The sequence below is a fragment of the Herbivorax alkaliphila genome, from assembly GCF_030848475.1.
Lineage (GTDB): Bacteria > Bacillota > Clostridia > Acetivibrionales > Acetivibrionaceae > Herbivorax.
Genome location: NZ_JAVDDS010000034.1, coordinates 13,465 through 33,828, shown reverse-complemented (window position 1 = coordinate 33,828; position 20,364 = coordinate 13,465). Strand labels below are relative to the sequence as shown.

General features: G+C 31.8%; 19 protein-coding genes. 1 reads left to right on the top strand and 18 read right to left on the bottom strand.

Annotated features, from left to right (window positions below):
• Positions 1-152 precede the first annotated feature (152 nt).
• On the bottom strand, positions 153-1,148 hold the full coding sequence (locus tag RBH29_RS12445; protein ID WP_306697210.1) for a deoxyguanosinetriphosphate triphosphohydrolase: 996 nt from the start codon (positions 1,146-1,148) through the stop codon (positions 153-155).
• Positions 1,149-1,172: 24 nt separating this feature from the next.
• On the bottom strand, positions 1,173-2,228 hold the full coding sequence (locus tag RBH29_RS12440; RefSeq protein WP_306697208.1) for an HD-GYP domain-containing protein: 1,056 nt from the start codon (positions 2,226-2,228) through the stop codon (positions 1,173-1,175).
• A gap of 415 nt (positions 2,229-2,643) precedes the next feature.
• Between RBH29_RS12440 and RBH29_RS12435 the strand changes: the two genes are divergently transcribed.
• The gene (locus RBH29_RS12435) at positions 2,644-2,910 is read left to right on the top strand and encodes a hypothetical protein (RefSeq protein WP_306697207.1); all 267 of its coding nucleotides are present in this window, start codon (positions 2,644-2,646) and stop codon (positions 2,908-2,910) included.
• A gap of 14 nt (positions 2,911-2,924) precedes the next feature.
• Here the strand turns inward: RBH29_RS12435 and panD are convergent, their stop codons facing one another.
• The 16 genes from panD to RBH29_RS12355 form a co-directional block, all read right to left on the bottom strand.
• Positions 2,925-3,308: an aspartate 1-decarboxylase gene (gene panD, locus RBH29_RS12430; protein WP_306697205.1), complete on the bottom strand. Its 384-nt coding sequence runs from the start codon at positions 3,306-3,308 to the stop codon at positions 2,925-2,927.
• Between the two features lie 13 nt (positions 3,309-3,321).
• The gene (gene panC, locus RBH29_RS12425) at positions 3,322-4,170 is read right to left on the bottom strand and encodes a pantoate--beta-alanine ligase (RefSeq protein ID WP_306697204.1); all 849 of its coding nucleotides are present in this window, start codon (positions 4,168-4,170) and stop codon (positions 3,322-3,324) included.
• 15 nt (positions 4,171-4,185) lie between these two features.
• On the bottom strand, positions 4,186-5,025 hold the full coding sequence (panB, locus tag RBH29_RS12420) for a 3-methyl-2-oxobutanoate hydroxymethyltransferase (protein ID WP_306697203.1): 840 nt from the start codon (positions 5,023-5,025) through the stop codon (positions 4,186-4,188).
• 171 nt (positions 5,026-5,196) lie between these two features.
• Positions 5,197-6,177: a protein translocase subunit SecF gene (secF, locus tag RBH29_RS12415; protein ID WP_306697201.1), complete on the bottom strand. Its 981-nt coding sequence runs from the start codon at positions 6,175-6,177 to the stop codon at positions 5,197-5,199.
• On the bottom strand, positions 6,170-7,507 hold the full coding sequence (secD, locus tag RBH29_RS12410; RefSeq protein WP_306697199.1) for a protein translocase subunit SecD: 1,338 nt from the start codon (positions 7,505-7,507) through the stop codon (positions 6,170-6,172). The genes secF and secD overlap by 8 nt, the downstream gene beginning before the upstream one ends.
• A gap of 107 nt (positions 7,508-7,614) precedes the next feature.
• Complete coding sequence (locus RBH29_RS12405) at positions 7,615-8,280, bottom strand: HD domain-containing protein (RefSeq protein WP_306697198.1); 666 nt, start codon at positions 8,278-8,280, stop codon at positions 7,615-7,617.
• A gap of 75 nt (positions 8,281-8,355) precedes the next feature.
• Positions 8,356-9,711 (bottom strand): thioether cross-link-forming SCIFF peptide maturase, encoded by a 1,356-nt coding sequence (scfB, locus tag RBH29_RS12400; RefSeq protein ID WP_306697197.1) that lies wholly within the window; start codon positions 9,709-9,711, stop codon positions 8,356-8,358.
• Positions 9,712-9,891: 180 nt separating this feature from the next.
• Positions 9,892-10,032: a six-cysteine ranthipeptide SCIFF gene (gene scfA, locus RBH29_RS12395; RefSeq protein ID WP_306697196.1), complete on the bottom strand. Its 141-nt coding sequence runs from the start codon at positions 10,030-10,032 to the stop codon at positions 9,892-9,894.
• Positions 10,033-10,371: 339 nt separating this feature from the next.
• The gene (locus RBH29_RS12390; RefSeq protein WP_306697194.1) at positions 10,372-10,815 is read right to left on the bottom strand and encodes a hypothetical protein; all 444 of its coding nucleotides are present in this window, start codon (positions 10,813-10,815) and stop codon (positions 10,372-10,374) included.
• A 104-nt stretch (positions 10,816-10,919) separates the two neighbouring features.
• Complete coding sequence (locus RBH29_RS12385) at positions 10,920-11,852, bottom strand: hypothetical protein (protein ID WP_306697192.1); 933 nt, start codon at positions 11,850-11,852, stop codon at positions 10,920-10,922.
• A 439-nt stretch (positions 11,853-12,291) separates the two neighbouring features.
• Positions 12,292-13,200, bottom strand: coding sequence for an RluA family pseudouridine synthase (locus RBH29_RS12380; RefSeq protein WP_306697191.1), 909 nt, complete (start codon positions 13,198-13,200; stop codon positions 12,292-12,294).
• A gap of 27 nt (positions 13,201-13,227) precedes the next feature.
• On the bottom strand, positions 13,228-13,692 hold the full coding sequence (gene lspA, locus RBH29_RS12375) for a signal peptidase II (protein WP_459076781.1): 465 nt from the start codon (positions 13,690-13,692) through the stop codon (positions 13,228-13,230).
• Positions 13,693-13,775: 83 nt separating this feature from the next.
• On the bottom strand, positions 13,776-15,437 hold the full coding sequence (locus RBH29_RS12370) for a peptide ABC transporter substrate-binding protein (RefSeq protein ID WP_459076780.1): 1,662 nt from the start codon (positions 15,435-15,437) through the stop codon (positions 13,776-13,778).
• Between the two features lie 19 nt (positions 15,438-15,456).
• Complete coding sequence (pgeF, locus tag RBH29_RS12365; RefSeq protein ID WP_306697188.1) at positions 15,457-16,290, bottom strand: peptidoglycan editing factor PgeF; 834 nt, start codon at positions 16,288-16,290, stop codon at positions 15,457-15,459.
• Between the two features lie 177 nt (positions 16,291-16,467).
• On the bottom strand, positions 16,468-17,592 hold the full coding sequence (locus RBH29_RS12360; protein ID WP_306697187.1) for an aldo/keto reductase: 1,125 nt from the start codon (positions 17,590-17,592) through the stop codon (positions 16,468-16,470).
• 194 nt (positions 17,593-17,786) lie between these two features.
• Positions 17,787-20,183, bottom strand: coding sequence for a glycoside hydrolase family 9 protein (locus tag RBH29_RS12355; protein ID WP_306697186.1), 2,397 nt, complete (start codon positions 20,181-20,183; stop codon positions 17,787-17,789).
• Between the last annotated feature and the right edge of the window lie 181 nt (positions 20,184-20,364).

The window sequence follows — 20,364 nt, the reverse complement described above, 5'->3', positions numbered from 1 at the left end:
TTATAACTTAGATATAGTTCTACACAAAAATCAAATTTCCTTCTAAAATAAAACAAATATTTTTATCTGTTTGTTTTTCACATATATTTTTCTGTATAAAATCTCAAAAGTATTCTTTCATGTTTCTTGCCAATTTATACATCCTATTTTCATTAATGCCACGACTCAGGTATAAAAATTTCATGGAATTTTTTCACTGCATATCTATCTGTCATTCCTGCTATATAATCGCATACCACCCTGTCAACAGAAGAAACTTTAAGTTTTTTTTCAACTTCTTTGGATAAATATTCTGGTTCGTTTTTCAGGTAAATATAGAGTTCTTTTATTATATTCTTTGCTTTTATCTCCTCTTTTTTTGCTTTAGATCCTATATAAACATTTTTAAACATAAACTCTCTTAGTTCATTTTTTGCTTCTTGAAAACCTATGTCCATTTTTATAGTGTCTGAATTTTTACTTTCTTTAATTATATTTGTAATCATATTGTTTATTCTTTGACTTGAAGTTTGACCTAAAACTTTTACACATTCTTTAGGTAGACTTTCCTCACTAATTATCCCTCCTCTGATTGCATCATCAATATCATGATTAATATATGCAATTCTATCAGCAAATCTTATTATTTGTCCTTCTAAAGTTTTTGGTGTGGTGTCCCCAGTATGATTTTTTATACCATCTTTAACTTCCCATGTTAGATTTAAGCCATTCTCCCTTTCTAAAACATCTACCACTCTCAAACTCTGTTCATTGTGCTTAAAGCCAAATGGACAAATATCATCTAAAACCTTCTCTCCTGCATGACCAAATGGAGTATGACCTAAATCATGACCTAAAGAAATTGCTTCTGTAAGATCTTCATTTAGTCTGAGACTTCTTGCTATGGTTCTGGCAATCTGGGAAACTTCCAAAGTGTGAGTAAGTCTTGTTCTGTAATGATCACCTTCTGGAGAAATAAAAACCTGTGTTTTATGCTTTAGCCTTCTAAATGCTTTAGAGTATATAATCCTGTCCTTGTCTCTTTGAAAACAAGTTCTTACATCACATTGAGGCTCTAAAAACTTTCTTCCTTTTGATTTAGAACTAATTTTAGCATATGGGGAAAGTAGTCTTTCTTCAGTCAACTCATATTCCTGTCGAATTAACATTTTCGCCACTCCTTAAAGTAAGTTTCATATCACATACTTTATTTTTATATTTTTTTCTATTACTAAGTCAATATACTTTTCATCAACTTTTATAATTGGCTTTGATACATGCCTAGGATTAATATATACAATTTCAGCTATTTTACCATTATCCAGCTCTACATAGTCACCTACATAATAAGATGCTATGTTATTTAAAAAAGCAGAAACAACTTTTACATCTAATTGTCTTAAAGTCTTTTCTTCCATTAACTCAAAGACTTCAAATGGACTTTCTCTTTCCTTATATACCCTTTCTGAAGTCATAGCATCATAAATATCAGCAACAGCAATGATTTTTGCAAAATCATGAATAAGATTAGATTTTGCTCCTGTAGGATAGCCGCTTCCATCCTCTCTTTCATGGTGCAATAGTACACCTAAACAAACATCCTTACTAATAGCCTTTTCTTTTTCTAACATTCTATAACCATATATTGAATGTTTTTTTATCTCCTCATATTCTGAATCTGTCACTTTTCCCGGTTTATTAATTATCTCTGGTGGTACTTTTATTTTTCCAATATCGTGAAGTAATGCTGCCTGAACAAGCATTTGAAGCTTTTTATCATTATATCTAAGCCACCTACCTATAAGCATTGACAACATTGCTACATTCATACTATGAGTATATATATATTCATCTGAACTCTTTATTTGATTCATACATCTAATCAAGTCCATTTTTTCATCTGTCATAGAAATAACGGAATCAATAACATTTGCCACATTTTTTAGGTTAACACCTTTTTCAGATAAAAGATCTGATATAATTTCCTTTACTTCATAGATACCTCCATTGTAGGTGTTTTGAAAAGCGTCTTTGACTTTTGTGACAGGTATATCAATTTTTTCTTCTTTGCTTTTTTCTTTTTCTACAAAAATTCTAACTTTAAGAAGCTTTTGATTTTGAAGTTTTTTAATTAAGTGTTCATCTAGTATTGTGTTTTCTGATATAATTATGGAACCAAAGTCATTTAATATTGTTTGTGCTACTTTCATACCTGGTACTAAATTGCTTGGATTGACTACCTTTTTCATCACATTATCACCTGACTTTTTTTAGATTTTTTACTTGCTTAGAAATAATAAAAATCTCTAGCTTCAAAATGTATTTTTTATTATTGTATCATACCTTAATAAAATTATATCATATTTTAAATAAAAATGTATTTTTTTGATATAAATTTTTAGACTAAAGTGAACCTCCTTCACCTAAGCTTATTTAAAGCAAGTGAGGTTAGAAGTAAGTTTTTACATTGATGTGCTTTTTGTTTTATGTTAACATATGTGATAGTATCTTTTAAATTTTATATCCATTTTATAACCACTATACCTACAGCAACAGCATTTAACTAAATCAAACTACTATTTTTAAAAACTTCAATTTTTTAAAAATTCATTAATAGTTAGTATAATTTATTCAAAAACCAAATTAGAAAGGAATCTATAAAAAATGGAGACAAACAAAAACATCAAAAAAATAGCACAGGAATTTAACAAGATTAATAAATATTCAAAAGCAATTATTAAATATGGAACTCAAATATCATTAGGTTTACTTTTAGCAGGTACCCTTATAATTGTTTTAAACAACAGATTAATACCATATAATAGTAACTTAAGATTTATAGGTACACAGATAACAAGAAATAGTTTTATCATACTTGCACAGGTAATAATAGGAGGACTTTTAATGGATTATATATCTAAAAGAAAATAGGAATTGTTTTTAAATCAATTCCTATTTCCGTGTTTTTCTTTTGCTTTTACTTCAACAATTTTATTTTTATCATCCAAAAAAATAACTTTAGGAGTATGTTTTTTTGCCTCGTTCATTTCAAGCATTCCATAAGAAATTATAATAACTATATCACCAGGGTGAACAAGCCTTGCAGCGGCTCCATTTAAACATATAATTTTACTCCCTCTCTCTCCGGATATTACATAAGTCTCAAACCTTTTGCCATTATTGTTATTTACTATCTGAACTTTTTCATTTTCAATTATATCAGCAGCATCCATTAAGTCTTCATCTATTGTTATACTTCCTATATAGTTAAGATCAGCTTCTGTGACAACTGCTCTGTGAATTTTTGACTTTAAAACATTAATAAACAATTTTTACACCTCCTTATTCACAATCTAAAATTACATTGTCTATAAGTCTTGTTTCTCCAAATTTTGCAGCAATAGCTATTAACACTTCTTCTTCTAATACCTCTATAGCTTCTAAAGTATCAGCCTTAACTGCTTCTACATAATCAATTTTAGCATCAGTTTCAGATTTTATTCTATCTATAATATACTCAACTATTTTTCCTCTGTCTTTTTCTCCATTTTGTATCATCTCTTTAGCTTCAAACAAAGATTTAGATAAAATAACAGCTGATTTTCTGTCTTTCTCACTTAAATATACATTCCTTGAACTCATCGCAAGACCATCGTCCTCTCGAATAATAGGACAAATAACCACCTCTACATTTAAATTAAGGTCTTTCACCATTTTTTTTATAACCAGAGCCTGCTGAGCATCTTTTTGGCCAAAATAAGCTTTGTCAGGTTCAACTATATTAAACAATTTATTAACAATTGTGGTAACTCCTCTAAAATGACTTGGTCTAGATTTTCCGCAAAGTGAATCTGTCATATCTTCAACATCCACATAAGTCATGTATCCATTTGGATACATTTCTTCTTTTTGGGGAATAAATACAACATCAACACCCGCAGATTCAGCTTTCCTAAAGTCCCCTTCCATATCCCTAGGATACCTTTCAAAGTCCTCATCAGGACCAAACTGAGTTGGGTTTACAAATATACTCATAATTGTATAGTCATTATGACGTAATGATGTGTCTACTAATGATAGATGTCCTCTGTGAAGGTACCCCATAGTAGGAACAAAGCCAATAGTCTTTCCTTCTCTTTTTTGTGCTCTTATTATAGTTTTTAAATCTCCAATCTTTTCAACAACTCTCATAAATTTATTTCCCCTTTAGTCATTTTCCAAAGCTTCTATAACTTCATCATCAACAATAAATGAATTTTCCAAACTAGGAAAAACAGCTTTATCAACTTCATCTATATACTTGCTTACAATCTCTTTATATAAACTTCCTATATTAGAATATTTTTTTGCATGCTTAGGATTAAAATCTTCATCCAAGCCCAAAGCATCCTGTGTCACCAGCACCTGTCCATCACAATGAGATCCTGAACCTATGCCTATTACAGGAATATCAAGCTTCTTTGCAATAAAACCAGCTACTTTATAAGGAACACATTCTAAAACTATTGAAAATACTCCAGCCCTCTGCAATGCCAGTGCATCTTTATATATCTTTCTTGCCACTTCAAGTGTTTTCCCCTGTGCTTTGTGTCCTCCAAATATATTAATTGACTGAGGTGTGTATCCTAAATGCCCAATAACAGGTATACCTGCTTTTATAATAGCTTCTATATTTTCTGAAAATTCTTCTCCACCTTCAAGCTTTATTGCTTTGCATCCACCTTCCTGTACCAGTCGCCCAGCATTTTTAACACTGTCATTTATTCCTGTATGATAAGATAAAAAGGGCATATCTCCAATCAAAAATGATCTTTTAGTTGCTCTCTCCACAGCCTTTATATGATGTATCATATCTTCAATTGTAACTTTAATTGTGTCCTCATAACCTAAAACAACTGTTCCAAGAGAATCTCCTACAAGAATGGAATGAACTCCTGCATCATCTAAAATTTTAGCTGTAGGATAATCATATGCAGTCAGCATACTTATTTTTTTACCTTTTTCTTTAAATTCTTGAAAGCTTGATACTGTAAATTTTTTATTCATAAATCGGCACCTTCTTTATAATGATTTCTCCCTACTACTTTCAAAAAAACAAGTTTGTTTTAGTTAACAAACTTGTTTTTTAGACCTAAAATAAAATCTTTCGCTCCAAGACTTTATACAAAAGCTTAGGGACTTTTAAAAGCCCCTTAAGCTTTAAGTTCTATTTAGCACCTAAGCATTTGAAGGTTTTTGAGAAGCCTTCTTTCTCTGGTGAGCCTTGTTCCAATTTACCCATAGTGGACTTGCTATGAAAATGGAAGAGTAAGTTCCACTTGCAAGACCAATTATAAGAGGGAATGAAAATTCCTGTAATGAAGATATCCCATTTATTGATGCAAATATAAAAACAGTCGTAACACATGCCAATGTAGTTATTGAAGTGTTAATTGATCTTCTTAAAGACTGATTTATACTCTTGTTTACAAGTCCTTCTACAGTATCTTTTCTAGATGCCTTACTGTTTTCTCTTATCCTGTCATATATAACTATGGTGTCATTCATAGAATAACCCAGTATAGTCAACACCGCAGCAATAAAGGTTTCATTCAGCGGTATTCCAAAAACCACATATACCGATAACATTATAGCTGCATCGTGAATAAGTGCTACAACAGCAGTCAATCCTGCAAACAGACCTGACATTATATTAAATCTTATCCAGATATAAAGAAGCATTAATATTGACGCTAATATTACAGCTAAAATACCTTTACTTCTTAATTCTCTACTTATTGAAGTACTAACACTGTTCACATCCATTTGAGCATCTTCTTTAATGTTAAACTCGTCTCTTAATTCAGAAACTAAATCTCTTTGCTCAGAATCACTTAGCATCTCTTCACCTGTTGCAACGCCGATAACTAAAAAATCCATCCTTCCATCGCCTTCTGCTGAACCCAGACTATGTGTGTGCCTAACCATAATTCTTCTGTCTACAGTATTTAATGCAACTTCTTCAGCTCTAATTATATCATCATTAGGATCTTCAACATTAAAGTCAGAATCGTTTACTTCAAGTTGTATTTCTGTACCACCTTGAAATTGAATGTCCAGAGCAAATCCACCATTAACAAAAAAGAATATCAAGCCTGTTAAAATTAACAATAGCGACATTGTAAAAAATATTTTTCTCTTACCATAAAAATCAAGCATTTGATGACCCTCCTTTAACTCCATATAACCAATGGGATTTTTTAGGGCCTGTACCTGCAACTGTACGAAGCAGAACTCTAGTTATAAACACTGCTGTAAGAAAGTTAAATATAACTCCTGCTCCCAGTGTAAAAGCAAAGGACTTGATAGTACCTGTTCCAAGCATAAAAAGAACCACTGCTGCAATTAACGTAGTAATATTTCCGTCTAATACTGCTGTAATTGCCCTTTTAAATCCAATGTCGATAGAAGCCTGCATAGTCTTACCAGCTCTTATCTCTTCTTTTATTCTTTCAAAAATTATTACATTAGCGTCTACACTCATACCAACGGTCAGTATAATACCTCCAATACCTGCAATAGTCAAAGGTATATTTGAGGCTGCTACAATTAAGAGTAAAAATACAACCTGACCTAAAAGAGCTATGCTAGATATAACTCCAGGAATTCTATATACTAAAATCATAAATAACCATATAAAAAGTATAGCAAACATTCCTGCTGTAACACTTACCTCTAAGGCTCTTTCACCTAATTCAGGACTTATTGACCTTACTTCACCTTGATCAGTAGTTAAACTAAATGGAAGGGCACCAGCTGAAATTAAAGCTGAAAGCCTGTTAGCCTCTTCTCTAGTCTCTTCTCTAAAACCGCTTAATGTAATTCTTGCCTCAGTACCTGCTGGAATTACAGAACCAACCACAGGAGCACTAATAAACTCGTCATCTAAAAATATGGCTATAGGCTCATTCATAAGTCTTTCTGTTGCTTCTTGAAACGCTTCTCCTGCTTCCCTATTCAATTCCAAAGCAACATCCATTCTACCATCTTCCCCAAAGGCAGGTCTTGCTCCTTCAACATCATCTCCCTCGATTACAATTCTTCCAGTAGGAAGATAGTCTCCTGTCTCTGGATCAACTGAGTCCTCATCAACTTCCTGAAATGTCAAAAGTGCTGTGTCCCCAAGTTCTTCCACTGCACTGTGAGGATCAAAACTAGTTTCACCTCTACTCCAAGGAATCTCAACAATAACTCTCCCTGTAGCTCTTTCAGTGGTAACTGTCCTATCTAAGATTTGCCTATTATCCAACCTTAGTTCCATAATTCTTACTACGCTGTCCATCTCTTCATCTGTTGGCACAACATCCTCAGGTGGAACAAGAATGGCACGAACACCACCCCTAATATCAATACCAAATCTCATACTTTCTTCAACATTATCCAATTTAAGATTAAGTGCCGGAATAGAAATTCCCGCAACTGCTATATAAGTTAAAAGAACGATTACTATAACAATCAAGACACTTTTAACTTTATCGCCTGCTTTCATCTGTAAAATTCCCCCTTTTTAATCTTGTCCACATGAAGTTATTATATAACCATACCAATGTATAAGTCAATATATATAATAAGTTATGTGTGTAGCATTTTAAGGCTTTATAGTAAATGTATTCCATTTATTAAAAGCTTAAATTTTAACTTCAAAAACTCTGCTGCCCTTCTATTCATAGTCATTCTACCTAAAAATATTTCAAAATAATCCATTACAGGACATATATCTGTATCTATCTGAAGCTCTAATATTGCGTGCATTTTACACTTGTCAACATAAATCTTTGAGTTCTCTACAGCATAATTTACCCTGTCATGAATATCAAACGTTGGAATATCCTTATTTCTCACTCTTGTGCGATGAACATCAGATTTATCTGCTAAAATTAAAGCAGCTGATATTACACTTACAGCAGTACCAGTATTTTCATCATGATTGCCTATAGCAAGCATAATTTCTCCTGCTTCACGATAATTCATCCCCATCTTAGTCAGGATATTATATGCAAGTATGGCTCCTGAATGGGCATGATCAATTCTATTTACTGCATTTCCAATATCATGAAGATACCCTGCAATTCTTGCAAGTTCAACTTTTCTTTCTTCAAAACCTAGAGTTTTCAATATTTCCCCTGCAGCACAAGCTACAAGTCCAACATGCCTGTATGAGTGCTCTGTATAGCCTAAGCCTTCCAGCTGCTTATCTGCTATTTCAAGAAAAGTAATAACCTCTTCACATTTTTTTATTTCTTCTAACGTCAAAAACCCCATAAACCCTCCTTTTTGAAGTGATGTTATTTTCTTCAGATAAACCAACTCCTTCCAAAAGCTTATACATCCCTATTCCTACTCCATAATTTCCTGAGCTTTTATCCAAAGAGCACATTCAACCCTTTTTTTCTCAAGCTCGCATCCTATTTTGTAGGGAATATTTATATCACTGTGAAACTGATATGAATTAGCAGCACATCCACCGCTACAGTAAAACTTTGCCCAGCAATTTTTACACTCATCTTTTGTATAGACATTAGAGCTTTTAAAATATTTTTGAATGGTGTTATTGTAAATTTTTTCATTTTTTACATTGCCAATTTTAAACTCTTCATTTCCTACAAATTGATGACATGGATATATATCTCCTGTAGGGGTTATTGCTAAGTATTCATGCCCTGCTCCACAGCCAGTAATCCTTTTTATTATACATGGTCCTTGAGATAAATCTATCATAAAGTGAAAAAAGTTAAACCATCTGCCATCTTTTCTTCTCTTTACATACTCAAAGGCTAATTTTTCATATTCAGAAAAAGCTTTAGACAAGTGTTTTTCTTTTAAATCTAAACCTGTCTCTTTCCCTGCAACTACAGGCTCTATAGATATCTGCTCAAAACCTTCATCTGCTAAATGCAAAACATCATTTGAAAAGTCAATGTTTTCACTTGTAAAAGTTCCTCTTACATAGTAATTATCCTGTTTTCGCATTTTTGCAAGCTTTTTAAAACTTGGCATTATATCATCATAACAGCCAGTACCATCGACTCTTAAACGCATTTTATCATTAACTTCTTTTCTTCCATCAACACTTAAAACAACATTATGCATATTTTCATCTATATATTGCATATTATTCTCATCTAGTGTAAGACCATTTGTTGTCAGGGTAAATCTGAAATTTTTATTATACTCTTTTTCCTTTTTTCTTCCATAAGCCACAATTTCTTTAACAACGTCAAAATTAATCATTGGCTCCCCACCAAAAAAATCAACTTCAAGATTTTTTCGATTCTTTGAATTTTTAATCAAAAAATCAATGGCCTTTATACCAACTTCTTTGCTCATCATACTTCGATCTCCACCAAAATCTCCAGTAGAAGCAAAACAATACTTACACCTTAAATTACAGTCATGGCTTATATGAAGGCACAGAGCCTTTACAACAGACTCACTATCAAAAGAAGGTGCATACTTTTCATATGGATCTTTTGAATAGAGAAGTCCATTAGACTTTAGCTCATCAACTTCATATAAAGCTTCTTTAATTTCTTTTTCATCATACTTATGTGATAGCTTTTCAACAATCTCATTACTTAAACATTCATTATAATAATCTAAAATATCAAATGAAATATCATCAAAAACATGTACTGCACCACTGTTAACGTCAAGAACCATGTTGCTGCCATGCATTTTATATTTGTGAATCATATCTTTTTTATCTCCCTCTAATATACCTTGTCCCCTAAAAACAACATATAGAAAAATATTTTATGAATGCTTAGTAATTGCTAAGCACCCTCTCTTAAAATATTGAACCCACAATACCAATTAAATAATTTGCGGGTTCAATACAGTGTCTATGGAAAATTTAAATTTTTACAAAAAAAATTATCTTTTTTCACAACTTTGATTTGCCACTGTACATGATGTTTTACAAGCTGATTGACAGGATGTCTGGCACTCGCCACATCCTCCCTTTTTCATGCTCTCTTTCAATATACCTTTGTTTATAACTTTAATATGTTTCATTTTATACCTCCTATATTTTTAATTAACAGTATTTACTCTAATTTTAGTACACTTAAATACCTATGTAAGTTCATACTGTGACACATTTACAGATAGCATTATAGCATAAATTCTAACTCTTGAAAAGAATTATAATATAAGTTTTACAACAAATTCATAAACTAATTTTTTCTTTTGTAAGATTTTTCGAGATGTGTATGAATATTATAAAAAAGTCGGCTTCACCGATTTAAGGCTAGGGCAATTTTTTAAAGTACAGCCTTTCGGTAGACTTTTTTAATGGATAAGAAAGCAATTCACTTTCTTATCCATTAAAAAAATTAGATGAATAAAAAATTACTATTCATCTAATTCATCGTCTAATTCAGCTATTTCTTCAATAGGATATTTGTCACCACGTATGTCAAAATACTCCATTCTTCTATCCTCTACAGTTATTTCAAACAAAGCTTCCATTGGCTCTTCTGCACTAAATAAAATTTCAATACCTTCATCTTGTATTGGTCTTATATTAGTTCCTCTATGATTTCCTTCAAAAATTCCATTTATATAAACATAATAAACTGTTGTTTTACGATCTTCTACATTTTTTATTAAATATATATTTCCTTCTTCTTTTAAGTCAAGAGACTCTATCCACCTCTTTAAACTTTCATCAGCCTCATTAATATCAATTTTATTTGTTGAGTATTGAATAAGTGGTCTAAAAGGGTTGCAACTCATTAAGGTGAAAAGAAAAATTGATATTAATACTATTGTTATTATTTGTTTGTATTTAATCATAATAAACCTAGTCACTCCTAACAAAAAATTATTTAAAATATACAATAAATATCTTAGAATTTATTATATAATAAATTCTAAGATATTTATATGTTTTATTTAATTTAATTATTTAAATTTACGTATAAATCATCTTCTCCCGCTTCTTGCATTGTCATGGAAAAAGAAATTCCAATTGCAGGTGATTGTGAAAAAGTAACACTAGGTGATATAGTTATTGTTGAGTGACCATATTTAGCTAAAACAGCTATTTCAGGCACATAAGCTTGTTTATGGATTCTCAAAAGCATCGCTCCGTTTTTTAAATAATGAAAGTCTTCAGGCTTAGGATTCCATACGCTCCCTGTGTTTTTGGATATTTTTTCTCTAACATATGCACCAGCATTTAATTCTGCAGTAAGTTCTTTAGTTGAATAATCCATATATACATCATCAATTTCTCTATGCCAATAAAACCATTCTCTGGTATTATTTGTATTTGATGTATCACAATACATACCATCACTCCAACTTACTGCTATTATATCTGTAAATCCCCACAGTGGAGTAGAATCCCAAGTCCAATAAACCCCTAAATCAACAAAAGAAAAATTACTTGAGCTATACGAATTTTCTTCATAAAGAACAAAAGTTAATTGGGCACTTCCACTCCTGATGCTTGCTTCTGTGCCATCAAAACTTTTTATAGCATCAATCCTATCACTTGAATATCCTAAAGATTTTAGTTCTTTTTCGTCAAGCTGTGCTTTCTTTTCTATTTCTTCAGAATAATCAAATTCTCTAAGACTTTTTATTTGATCAGTTGTATATCCAGCTTCCCTTAACTCTGAATCAGTTTTTTCTACTAAATCCAAATACAAATCATACTCTGAAACTGTTGCCACATCTTCACTATTGAGCCTTGTTTCTATCCTATCTTTAATCAATAAAGCTTCTTTTTGTTCCTCTAAGTCTATACTATTTGTAAAGGTATAACCACTCATTAAAGAAGTACACAATATCATTGCTGTAACTAAAAGTACTTTAATAGTTTTCATTATATGACCTCCATTTTTTAAATTTACAATTCTCACAAAAATGCCCGGGAATCTTCATTAGAGATTGTTATATGAAAAGACTCTTTGATAACTATTTAATATAAAGTTATCATTTAGCCTTTAGCACAGAATAATTTTTAAATTGTTTAGTATTTAAAACCTTTAATGGTTACAATTATATATATATAATTAATGTCAATAGTTTTTTATCTTTTTTTGTCAAAACTATCTTGGATTTTAGATTTTTCACAGCTAAATAATATATAAATTTTGCAGAAGCCTTAAAAACAGGGCTTTTTTATTTTAAAAATCAATACATCAACAGAAAATGTTTTTTAAGGTTGAGAAATTTTGAACTGTTGCTGAGTTTTAAACACAAACTTTTTAAAAAAATCAATTAAAAAACTATCTAAAAATAAAAATTTATTGCTTCACAAATTTATCCTTTAATTTTTTCTATCAATTGACTAAAATAAGGCGGCAGTGGAGCTTCAAACTCCATGTATTTATTTTTTGAAGGATGTACAAACCCCAATACTTTTGCATGAAGTGTCTGACCCTCTATTTCATATTTTTCATTTTTCTTTCCATAAACCCTGTCACCTATAATTGGATACCCGACATGGGACATATGTACACGTATCTGATGTGTCCTTCCAGTTTCTAATGTAACCTGAATATAAGTTGACTCTTTAAATCTCTCTAAAACCTTAAAATGCGTAATAGCACCTCTACCATTTTTAGTGTTTACAGCCATCTTTTTTCTGTCAACAGGATGTCTTCCAATAGGTGCATCTATTCTTCCTTTATCTTCTCTTATGATTCCATGTACAACTGCTTCATAAACTCTTTTTATGTCATGGTTTTTTAGCTTTTCTGAAAGCATTTCATGGGACTTATTATTTTTAGCCACAACAAGAACCCCGGAGGTTTCCTTGTCAATTCTATGAACTATCCCCGGGCGTATCACTCCGTTAATATCAGATAAATCATCTCCACAATGAGCCATCAATGCATTGACCAGTGTACCCGAGTAATTTCCCGCTGCTGGATGAACAACCATACCCTTTGGTTTGTTAACAACAAGTATATCTTCATCCTCATACAATACTTGAATGTCTATATCCTCTGCCACAACGTCAAGAACCTGAGGTTTGGGGATTTTTAGTATTATATGGTCACCTTCTGCTATCTTATAATTTGGCTTTACAGCATTTCCGTTTACCAAAACATTTTTATCTTTCAAAAGTTTTTGAATATATGACCTTGAATACTCACTCAGATTCTTAGAGAGCCAAGCATCAATTCTTATTCCATTTTCTTGTGAATCAAAAATTATTTCTTTCATAACACTCCATTCCAAAGCTATAAGTTGTTACGCTTCAACTTCTTTATAGATAAAAAGTATATAAATTCCCAAAATAATAGTTCCAACAGTAATGAAAGTATCTGCTACATTAAATGCAGGAAAATTATATGAAAAAATATAGAAATTTAAAAAATCAACTACACCTTCTGGCCTCAACACTCTGTCAATAAGATTTCCAATCGCCCCTCCAAGTATCATAGAAAGGGAAATTCTCAATACTTTATTATTATTTTTGTACATGTAAAACACCAAAAATATTGAGATAAGTATAGTCATTACGATTAAAATAATGGTTCTATCCTGCATAATTCCCCATGCAGCACCTTTATTTCTCCAATGTACAAGATAGAAAAATTTCTCTATCATTGTAATGCTAGCTCCTATTTCAATATTGTTTATTACCAGATACTTTGTAAATTGATCAAGTGCAATAACAAATATAATTATTAAAATCCAAGTCATATCATCCATATCCTCTCTTTAGTGTCATTAAGATTATATATGTCCAAAGGCTCTATGTCAATGCTAAGACATTGCTAAATTATAATATCAATTTAAAAAGGTATATACCATTTAGAATAATCCTCATATTTTGTCCATATGCTTGGATTTAAATTTCCTCGTATTCTTCTATTATATAAAGCTGCATCATTATAAAAATATAATCCTAAATAAGGCACGTCCTGATTTATTACGTTTCTCAAATTTATAAAAAACGCTTTCTTTCTGGAATAATCACTCTCTTTTAAAATCAGTTCTAAATAACTATCCACAGCTTCCCTACTGTATCCTGCTATATTTAAACCATCTTCTATTTCTTCAGATGAGTACAAAAAAGAAAGATCTGCTACCGGCGTTATATTACAGCCAATAAAAACCATATCAAAATTCCCATTTTCAATTCGTTTATTTAACTCATCCCACTTTACTCTATTTATTTCGATAATAATGCCTGCATTTTTAAGTTGATTTTTTATTTCCTCTGCTACTTTTAGCCTAGTATCATTATCATCATTTACAAGAAGTTCTAGCTCTAAAGGAGTATCCCTCCATCCTATTGTTTTTGAAAAAAAACCATCATCATTTTCTTCCCATCCACTTTCTAAAATAAGCTCTCTAGCTTTTTTTACATTTACTTCATTAGAAATAACATTTGAATCATACATCCACGTATCGGGTATAACAGGAAATTCTGAAGCTACAGCCTCTCCTAGCATAATATCATTTATTATCTTAGCTCTATCTACTGTATAAGATATTGCCTTTCTTATTTTAGCTTCCTCTAAGATATCATTTGAAAGGTTAAAAGCAATAAATTCAAATTCATTACTAGGATACCTTTTAAGTGATATATCCATTCTACCATTATATCTAATCCACGCATTTCTGTTCATATGAACAACGTCAACCTGATTAGATTGAAATGCATCACCTACCGAGCTGTTTTTTTCAAATATTTTTATGTTAACTTGTGAAATATATGGAAGATCTTCCCCATCTTCACCTTTCTCTATTCCCATCCACCACTTTTCATTGTTTTCTAACAATATGTGGTCATTTTTTTTGTACTCAGAAAAAACATATGGTCCTGTACCTATTGGACTGAAATTTTTATCAGTTGTCAATATATCCTCTTCATAGTAATAATGCTTTGGTATAATAGGAAAGGACATCCTTTCTGGTGTAAATGAATCAGGCTTATACAGTTTTACTTTAAAAGTTTTGAAATCCTCAGCATAATAGGACTCTACATTCTCAAGATTGTTTTTGTAGTGACTGTCAACATCATCGTCTAAAATTACACTAAACGTGAATTCCACATCATCTGCCGTAAAAGGTATGTTGTCATGCCAACGTACATCATCTCTTAAATAAAACGTCCACATAAGCCCATCTTCTGATACTTCCCAGTTTTCTGCCAATAAAGGAGTCGGCTTTTGTTTCTTGTCTAAATCCACTAAACTTTCAAAAACAAACTCCGAGTAATCAACGATGTAGGCATTTTTTGTTAATATTGGATTTAATGTATCAGGAGGAGTAGAAAATAAATTTATTTGCCCCCCTTTAACAGGTCCTTCATCTACTACATCATCTACAACAAAGTCCAATTGCTCATCACTGTCTAAATCTTCATAAAAACCATCCATATAAAAATCACATGATGTAAACTGTATATTTAATATAATCAATATAATAACAAGCATCGTCTTTTTCAATAGTACCACCCTTTTACTTTTAATTTATCTGCATCATAGCTGTTAATGTTCCTGTTTTACCTTTATCTCCTCTATGGGAAAAAAATAAATCTTTATTACATTTTGTACACACACCACTGTTTAAAATATTTTCCTCTCTTATTCCTTCTAGAATCAAAGAATTTTTCACAACAGCTTGAAGATTTATATACCACTTTGATTTAACCTTTTTAGAATATAAAGTACTCCAACTAATCTCTTTTTCAAACTCTTCAAACACCTTTTGGTCAACCTCAAAACAACACTTTGCTATGGAAGGTCCAATAACCACTTCAATATCTTCATAATTGCTTTCAAAATATTGTCTCATTTTTTTCACTGCCACTTTGGATATTTCTCTCACTGTACCACGCCATCCTGAATGAACCAATGCAATTACACTTTTTACAGGATCATATAAGAACACTGGAACACAGTCTGCAAAAAAAGTAACCAATGCTACATTTTTTACATTTGTAATAAGACCATCAAATCCAATAATATCACTTTCCCTTGCTATTCCCTTACCTCTGTCTTTTTCATTAACTATTTTTATTTTACTATCATGAACTTGATTTGAAAACACCATATTTTCAATATCAATATCAATTGCTTCTGACACCCTTTTAAAATTTTCTAGCACATATTTTTTATTATCATTTTTATTAAATGCCATATTTAAAGATTTGTATTCATTTTTACTTACTCCCCCATTTCTTGTTGTAAAGCAATGGGTAATGTTCTTATGTTTTAGAAGATTTTTAAACTGTATCAGTTCAACTCCATTTTTTTCTTTATAAATAATGCTGTCATTTTTGCTAAATCTATTATCCACTCTAATCTCCTCCATACACAAATCAAAGGTACAACTATTTTTTATCTTATTCTAAAACTCCACCTGAAGCCTCGATGCTTAGCTTTAGCTAAACCAGTTCATTAAAACTCACATCAGAGAAAGGTTAATACTTTCTTCTTTTATACACAAACCACCTATTTTTGCATATATTTTTCGTTATCCTAAAGCTTCATGACAATCTTTAAGCTGCTTTCTAATTTGTATTTTTTGTGGACATTTAGTTTCACATGCACCACACTGATTACATGCATCAGCTCTTTTTCCTTCAATCCAAGGATTTGTTCCTATCTTTGCATACTCATCTTTTGAATAGTCTATAATTCCATAGACTCTATAGTAATTCATCATCTTAAAAATATGAGGTATATTTACGCCTTTAGGACATGGCATACAATACCCACACCCAGTACAGTAAAGCTTTGAAAGCTTTTCATTTTCTTTCATCATTTTATTTATGGCATCCACTTCATCTTTTGACAAAGTCTCTGCATTAGATGCAGTGGTTGCATTTTCTTCAACCATGTTAATATCACCCATTCCTGATAGGGCACAATGGATGTTGTCATTTGCAAAAACAAATCTTAATGCTAATTCTGCATTACTGTTGACTTTAAGTCCAAGCTTATGTGCAACATTTTTAGGAAGTCCTGATACTCTCCCTCCTCCTACTGGACTCATTACAACCACTCCAAGTCCTTTTTCCTTTGCATATCGTATAGAATCTTCACAACTTCTATCAATTACATTATACTGACACAAAACAGATTCAAATACATTTAAATCAATAAGTTTTTTCATTTCTTCCGGCTTGTCATGAAAAGAAAAAGAAATATGTTTTATCAATCCCTCTTGTTTTGCTTTAATTGCTTCATCTAGCCAGTTTGATTTTTTATCTATTTCAATAAAACTTTGATACCCTATTCCGTGAAAATGATAAAAATCAATAACTTCCACATCAAGTTTTCTAAGCTGTTCTTCGAGCATTCTTCTATAGTCACCCTCTTTTTTTATAAGGTGACTTGGACTTTTAGAGGATAAATAAATTTTATCACGTATTCCTTTTAAGGCTCTTCCTAAAGCATTCTCTCCTAAATTATTGCAATAAAAATAGGCTGTATCATAATAATTCACACCTAATTCATACGCTCTTTTAATCATTTCTATCGTTTTATCTTCATCAACTACATCTTTATCATTAATCTTTATCATGGGAAATCTCATACATCCAAATCCCAATTTAGAAATATTTACTCCGGTATCTCCAAATTTAGTGTATCTCACTATAGAGCCCTCCCTATTTTAATTTCACAAAACCATTTTAGCACTTTCTACTCTATAAGTAAAATAACATAAATTACCACCACTAATAATACTCTAAAAAAATTGACACTTAAAACTTTAGGTGAACCCTAAGGGTTCACCTAAATCATTATCTTACCTGATATTAAAACCTCCATAATAACGGTTGTATTTCATTAATTACTTTCTACAGGAAATTCGCCTATTATTTCTAGCAGATACCTACTTAGAAGCATTTGATCGGTAGAATTTATTTCACCATCACCATTTAAATCAGCTACTTCTATTGGAACAGAAAGTTGATCACTTATTTCAAGAATATATCTTGACAACAAAACAGCATCTGTTGAATCTACAATACCATCACCATTTAAATCTCCATATATAAACTCTGGTTCATCTAAATCTTCATCTTCATCCTCATCCTCATCCTCTGGATCTGTTCCTTCAGGAGTGGTTCCATCTGGTTCAATACCTCCTACAAGAACGCCATCATCATAAACACAGATATAGTCTGTTCTCTCCGGTACGCCTTCAAAATTACAATCTTCAATTTTTAAGTCTTGATAACTCCAGTCATTAGTTGGATCCCAATAATTTCCCCATGCATAGGTGCCAAGAGCAAACTGGAATATTTTATTTGAATTTGCAATTACAAAACCATCCCAAACTGCTTCCACATAATATATATCCCCATCATAATGATGTGGTCCTGTAAACTCAGCTTCATAATTTGTTTCTGCTGCTGTCTGATCATAAAGTATTCTCATTTCAATATCATTTTGCTCAAGAGAGGTCATTTCACTGGCATCAAAATAATATCTAACTGAAATACTGTCAGAAGTCTGTCTTGCATTTGTACCAACATAGAAAGAAACTTCCGTAGCCTTCGGTCCATCATCCTGTACTATTTCAGTTGCAAATGCATCTACCCAGTATTCTGTACCACCACCACCATCTTCATCATCATATAAATCTTCGTCTGGCGGAAAATCAGGCTCAACTTCCATTAATTCATCTCCAAAGAATGTGTAAATACCAGCAGCAGCACCTACAAATGCTGCGTTATAGTCTATAGTTACCTCATTGTAGATATAATCTGCTGTCTCATCAATATGTTGATCTTCCTCACCAGGACCTCCAACTAATGCACCGTATAGTACAAATCTATGAGGAGATGGGTCTTCACAATACGGCAAACCTGATGCAGCTCTATGATGTGGAAACTTTACAGCATTTTCACTAAAACCTACAACATAACAAAGATCATTTGGGTTATCTCCTAATAAATAATCCATCTGCGATTTAGCCCATTCACTGTATTCAGATGGACCTCCATTATTATGCTTGTCAAACACTAAGGCTGCAAATTGAGTAGCAGTATTATATCTAGCAGATCCCCACTCATTTAAAAATGTATATCCACCTGGTGTTATGGTAATATTTATACCATTCATCCAATTGTATACTAGTTTTTCTACCTCACCCCAAAAATTTATCTCCTCGTAAGGACTTCTGTTTGTAGCTTCTTTATATCTGTCTTCAAATTCTTCACTATCTTTATCATACAAATCATTTATGTAAGCTAAAGTACATGCTACACCTACCCACACATCATTCCAACAATGTGTCCAGCAAGAAGGTGCATAGTAGTCATAGTATTTAAATGCTTCATCTAAGTAAAACTCATCTTCTGTGGCAAGGAAAAGCCATGCTGCAGCCCAACAGTAATTATCTTCCCATCTAGTTGAAGTATAATATCCCTTTGGTCCATCATCATTAACTTCTCGTTCATTAGAATATGCAAAGTCAAATAAAGCTATTGCATAATCTAGATTCTTTTGTGCATATTCTGGATCAGTGTCTTTAAAATTAAAATAGTTTATTGCAAGTGATGTAGCAGCCCCAGAAATACAGTCCGTTGAAGGTAATTCTTCAGTTGCAAACCACCCTCTTCTAAACATATCATCAACTTCAGGAGCATTCCAGTAAGCATGGTCAATATCACCATCAGCTACTTGATAACAAAATGCAACTACATCTCCGTCATCATCTAAAAATGTAACCTTCATATAATAATCATGAAAATATCTTAAAATTGTTTCTATATGATCATCTCTTCCTGTTTCTTCAAAAGCATCTCTAAATTCATAATAACTCCAACCAACAGTGGCAGAAGAGTACACCTGAGGCATTCCAAATTTAACATGGTCACCTGCATCGTGGTATCCTCCCGCAACATCAACTGTTCCTGTTCCATCAGGATCAAGTATGTCTATATGTTCTTCTATAAAGCTCTCTGACATATTTGTGTTTGTAGAATCAAGTGGAAGCTCTGCATCATAAACATGACAATTACTTCTCCAGTTATACAAACTATTTTCATCTACACCTGTTCCACACATGTTTGCATCATACATAAATAAAGAATACTGCAAAGCTCTTGCATAATTATAATCCGACTGTGCTAAAGTATTTCCCATATTTCCAATAGGACTAACTGCTACAGCAAGCATAATAACAGCAATAATCAAGGCATTTGCTTTTTTTGAAAAAAAATTCCCCTTTTTCATTTCATCTCTCCCTTTCTAATTTTTCTCAGCTAAAAGCTGTTTTCTTTTGGTTTTTAAAAAAAAAATTTCAACACATCAAAGGAAAAACCACTGTTAAAATAGCAGCTTTCACGTAAAATATGTTTTTAAACCATAAAACTCTCCTCCTTTAATTAAAAATTATTGTAATAATTCTCTTTTA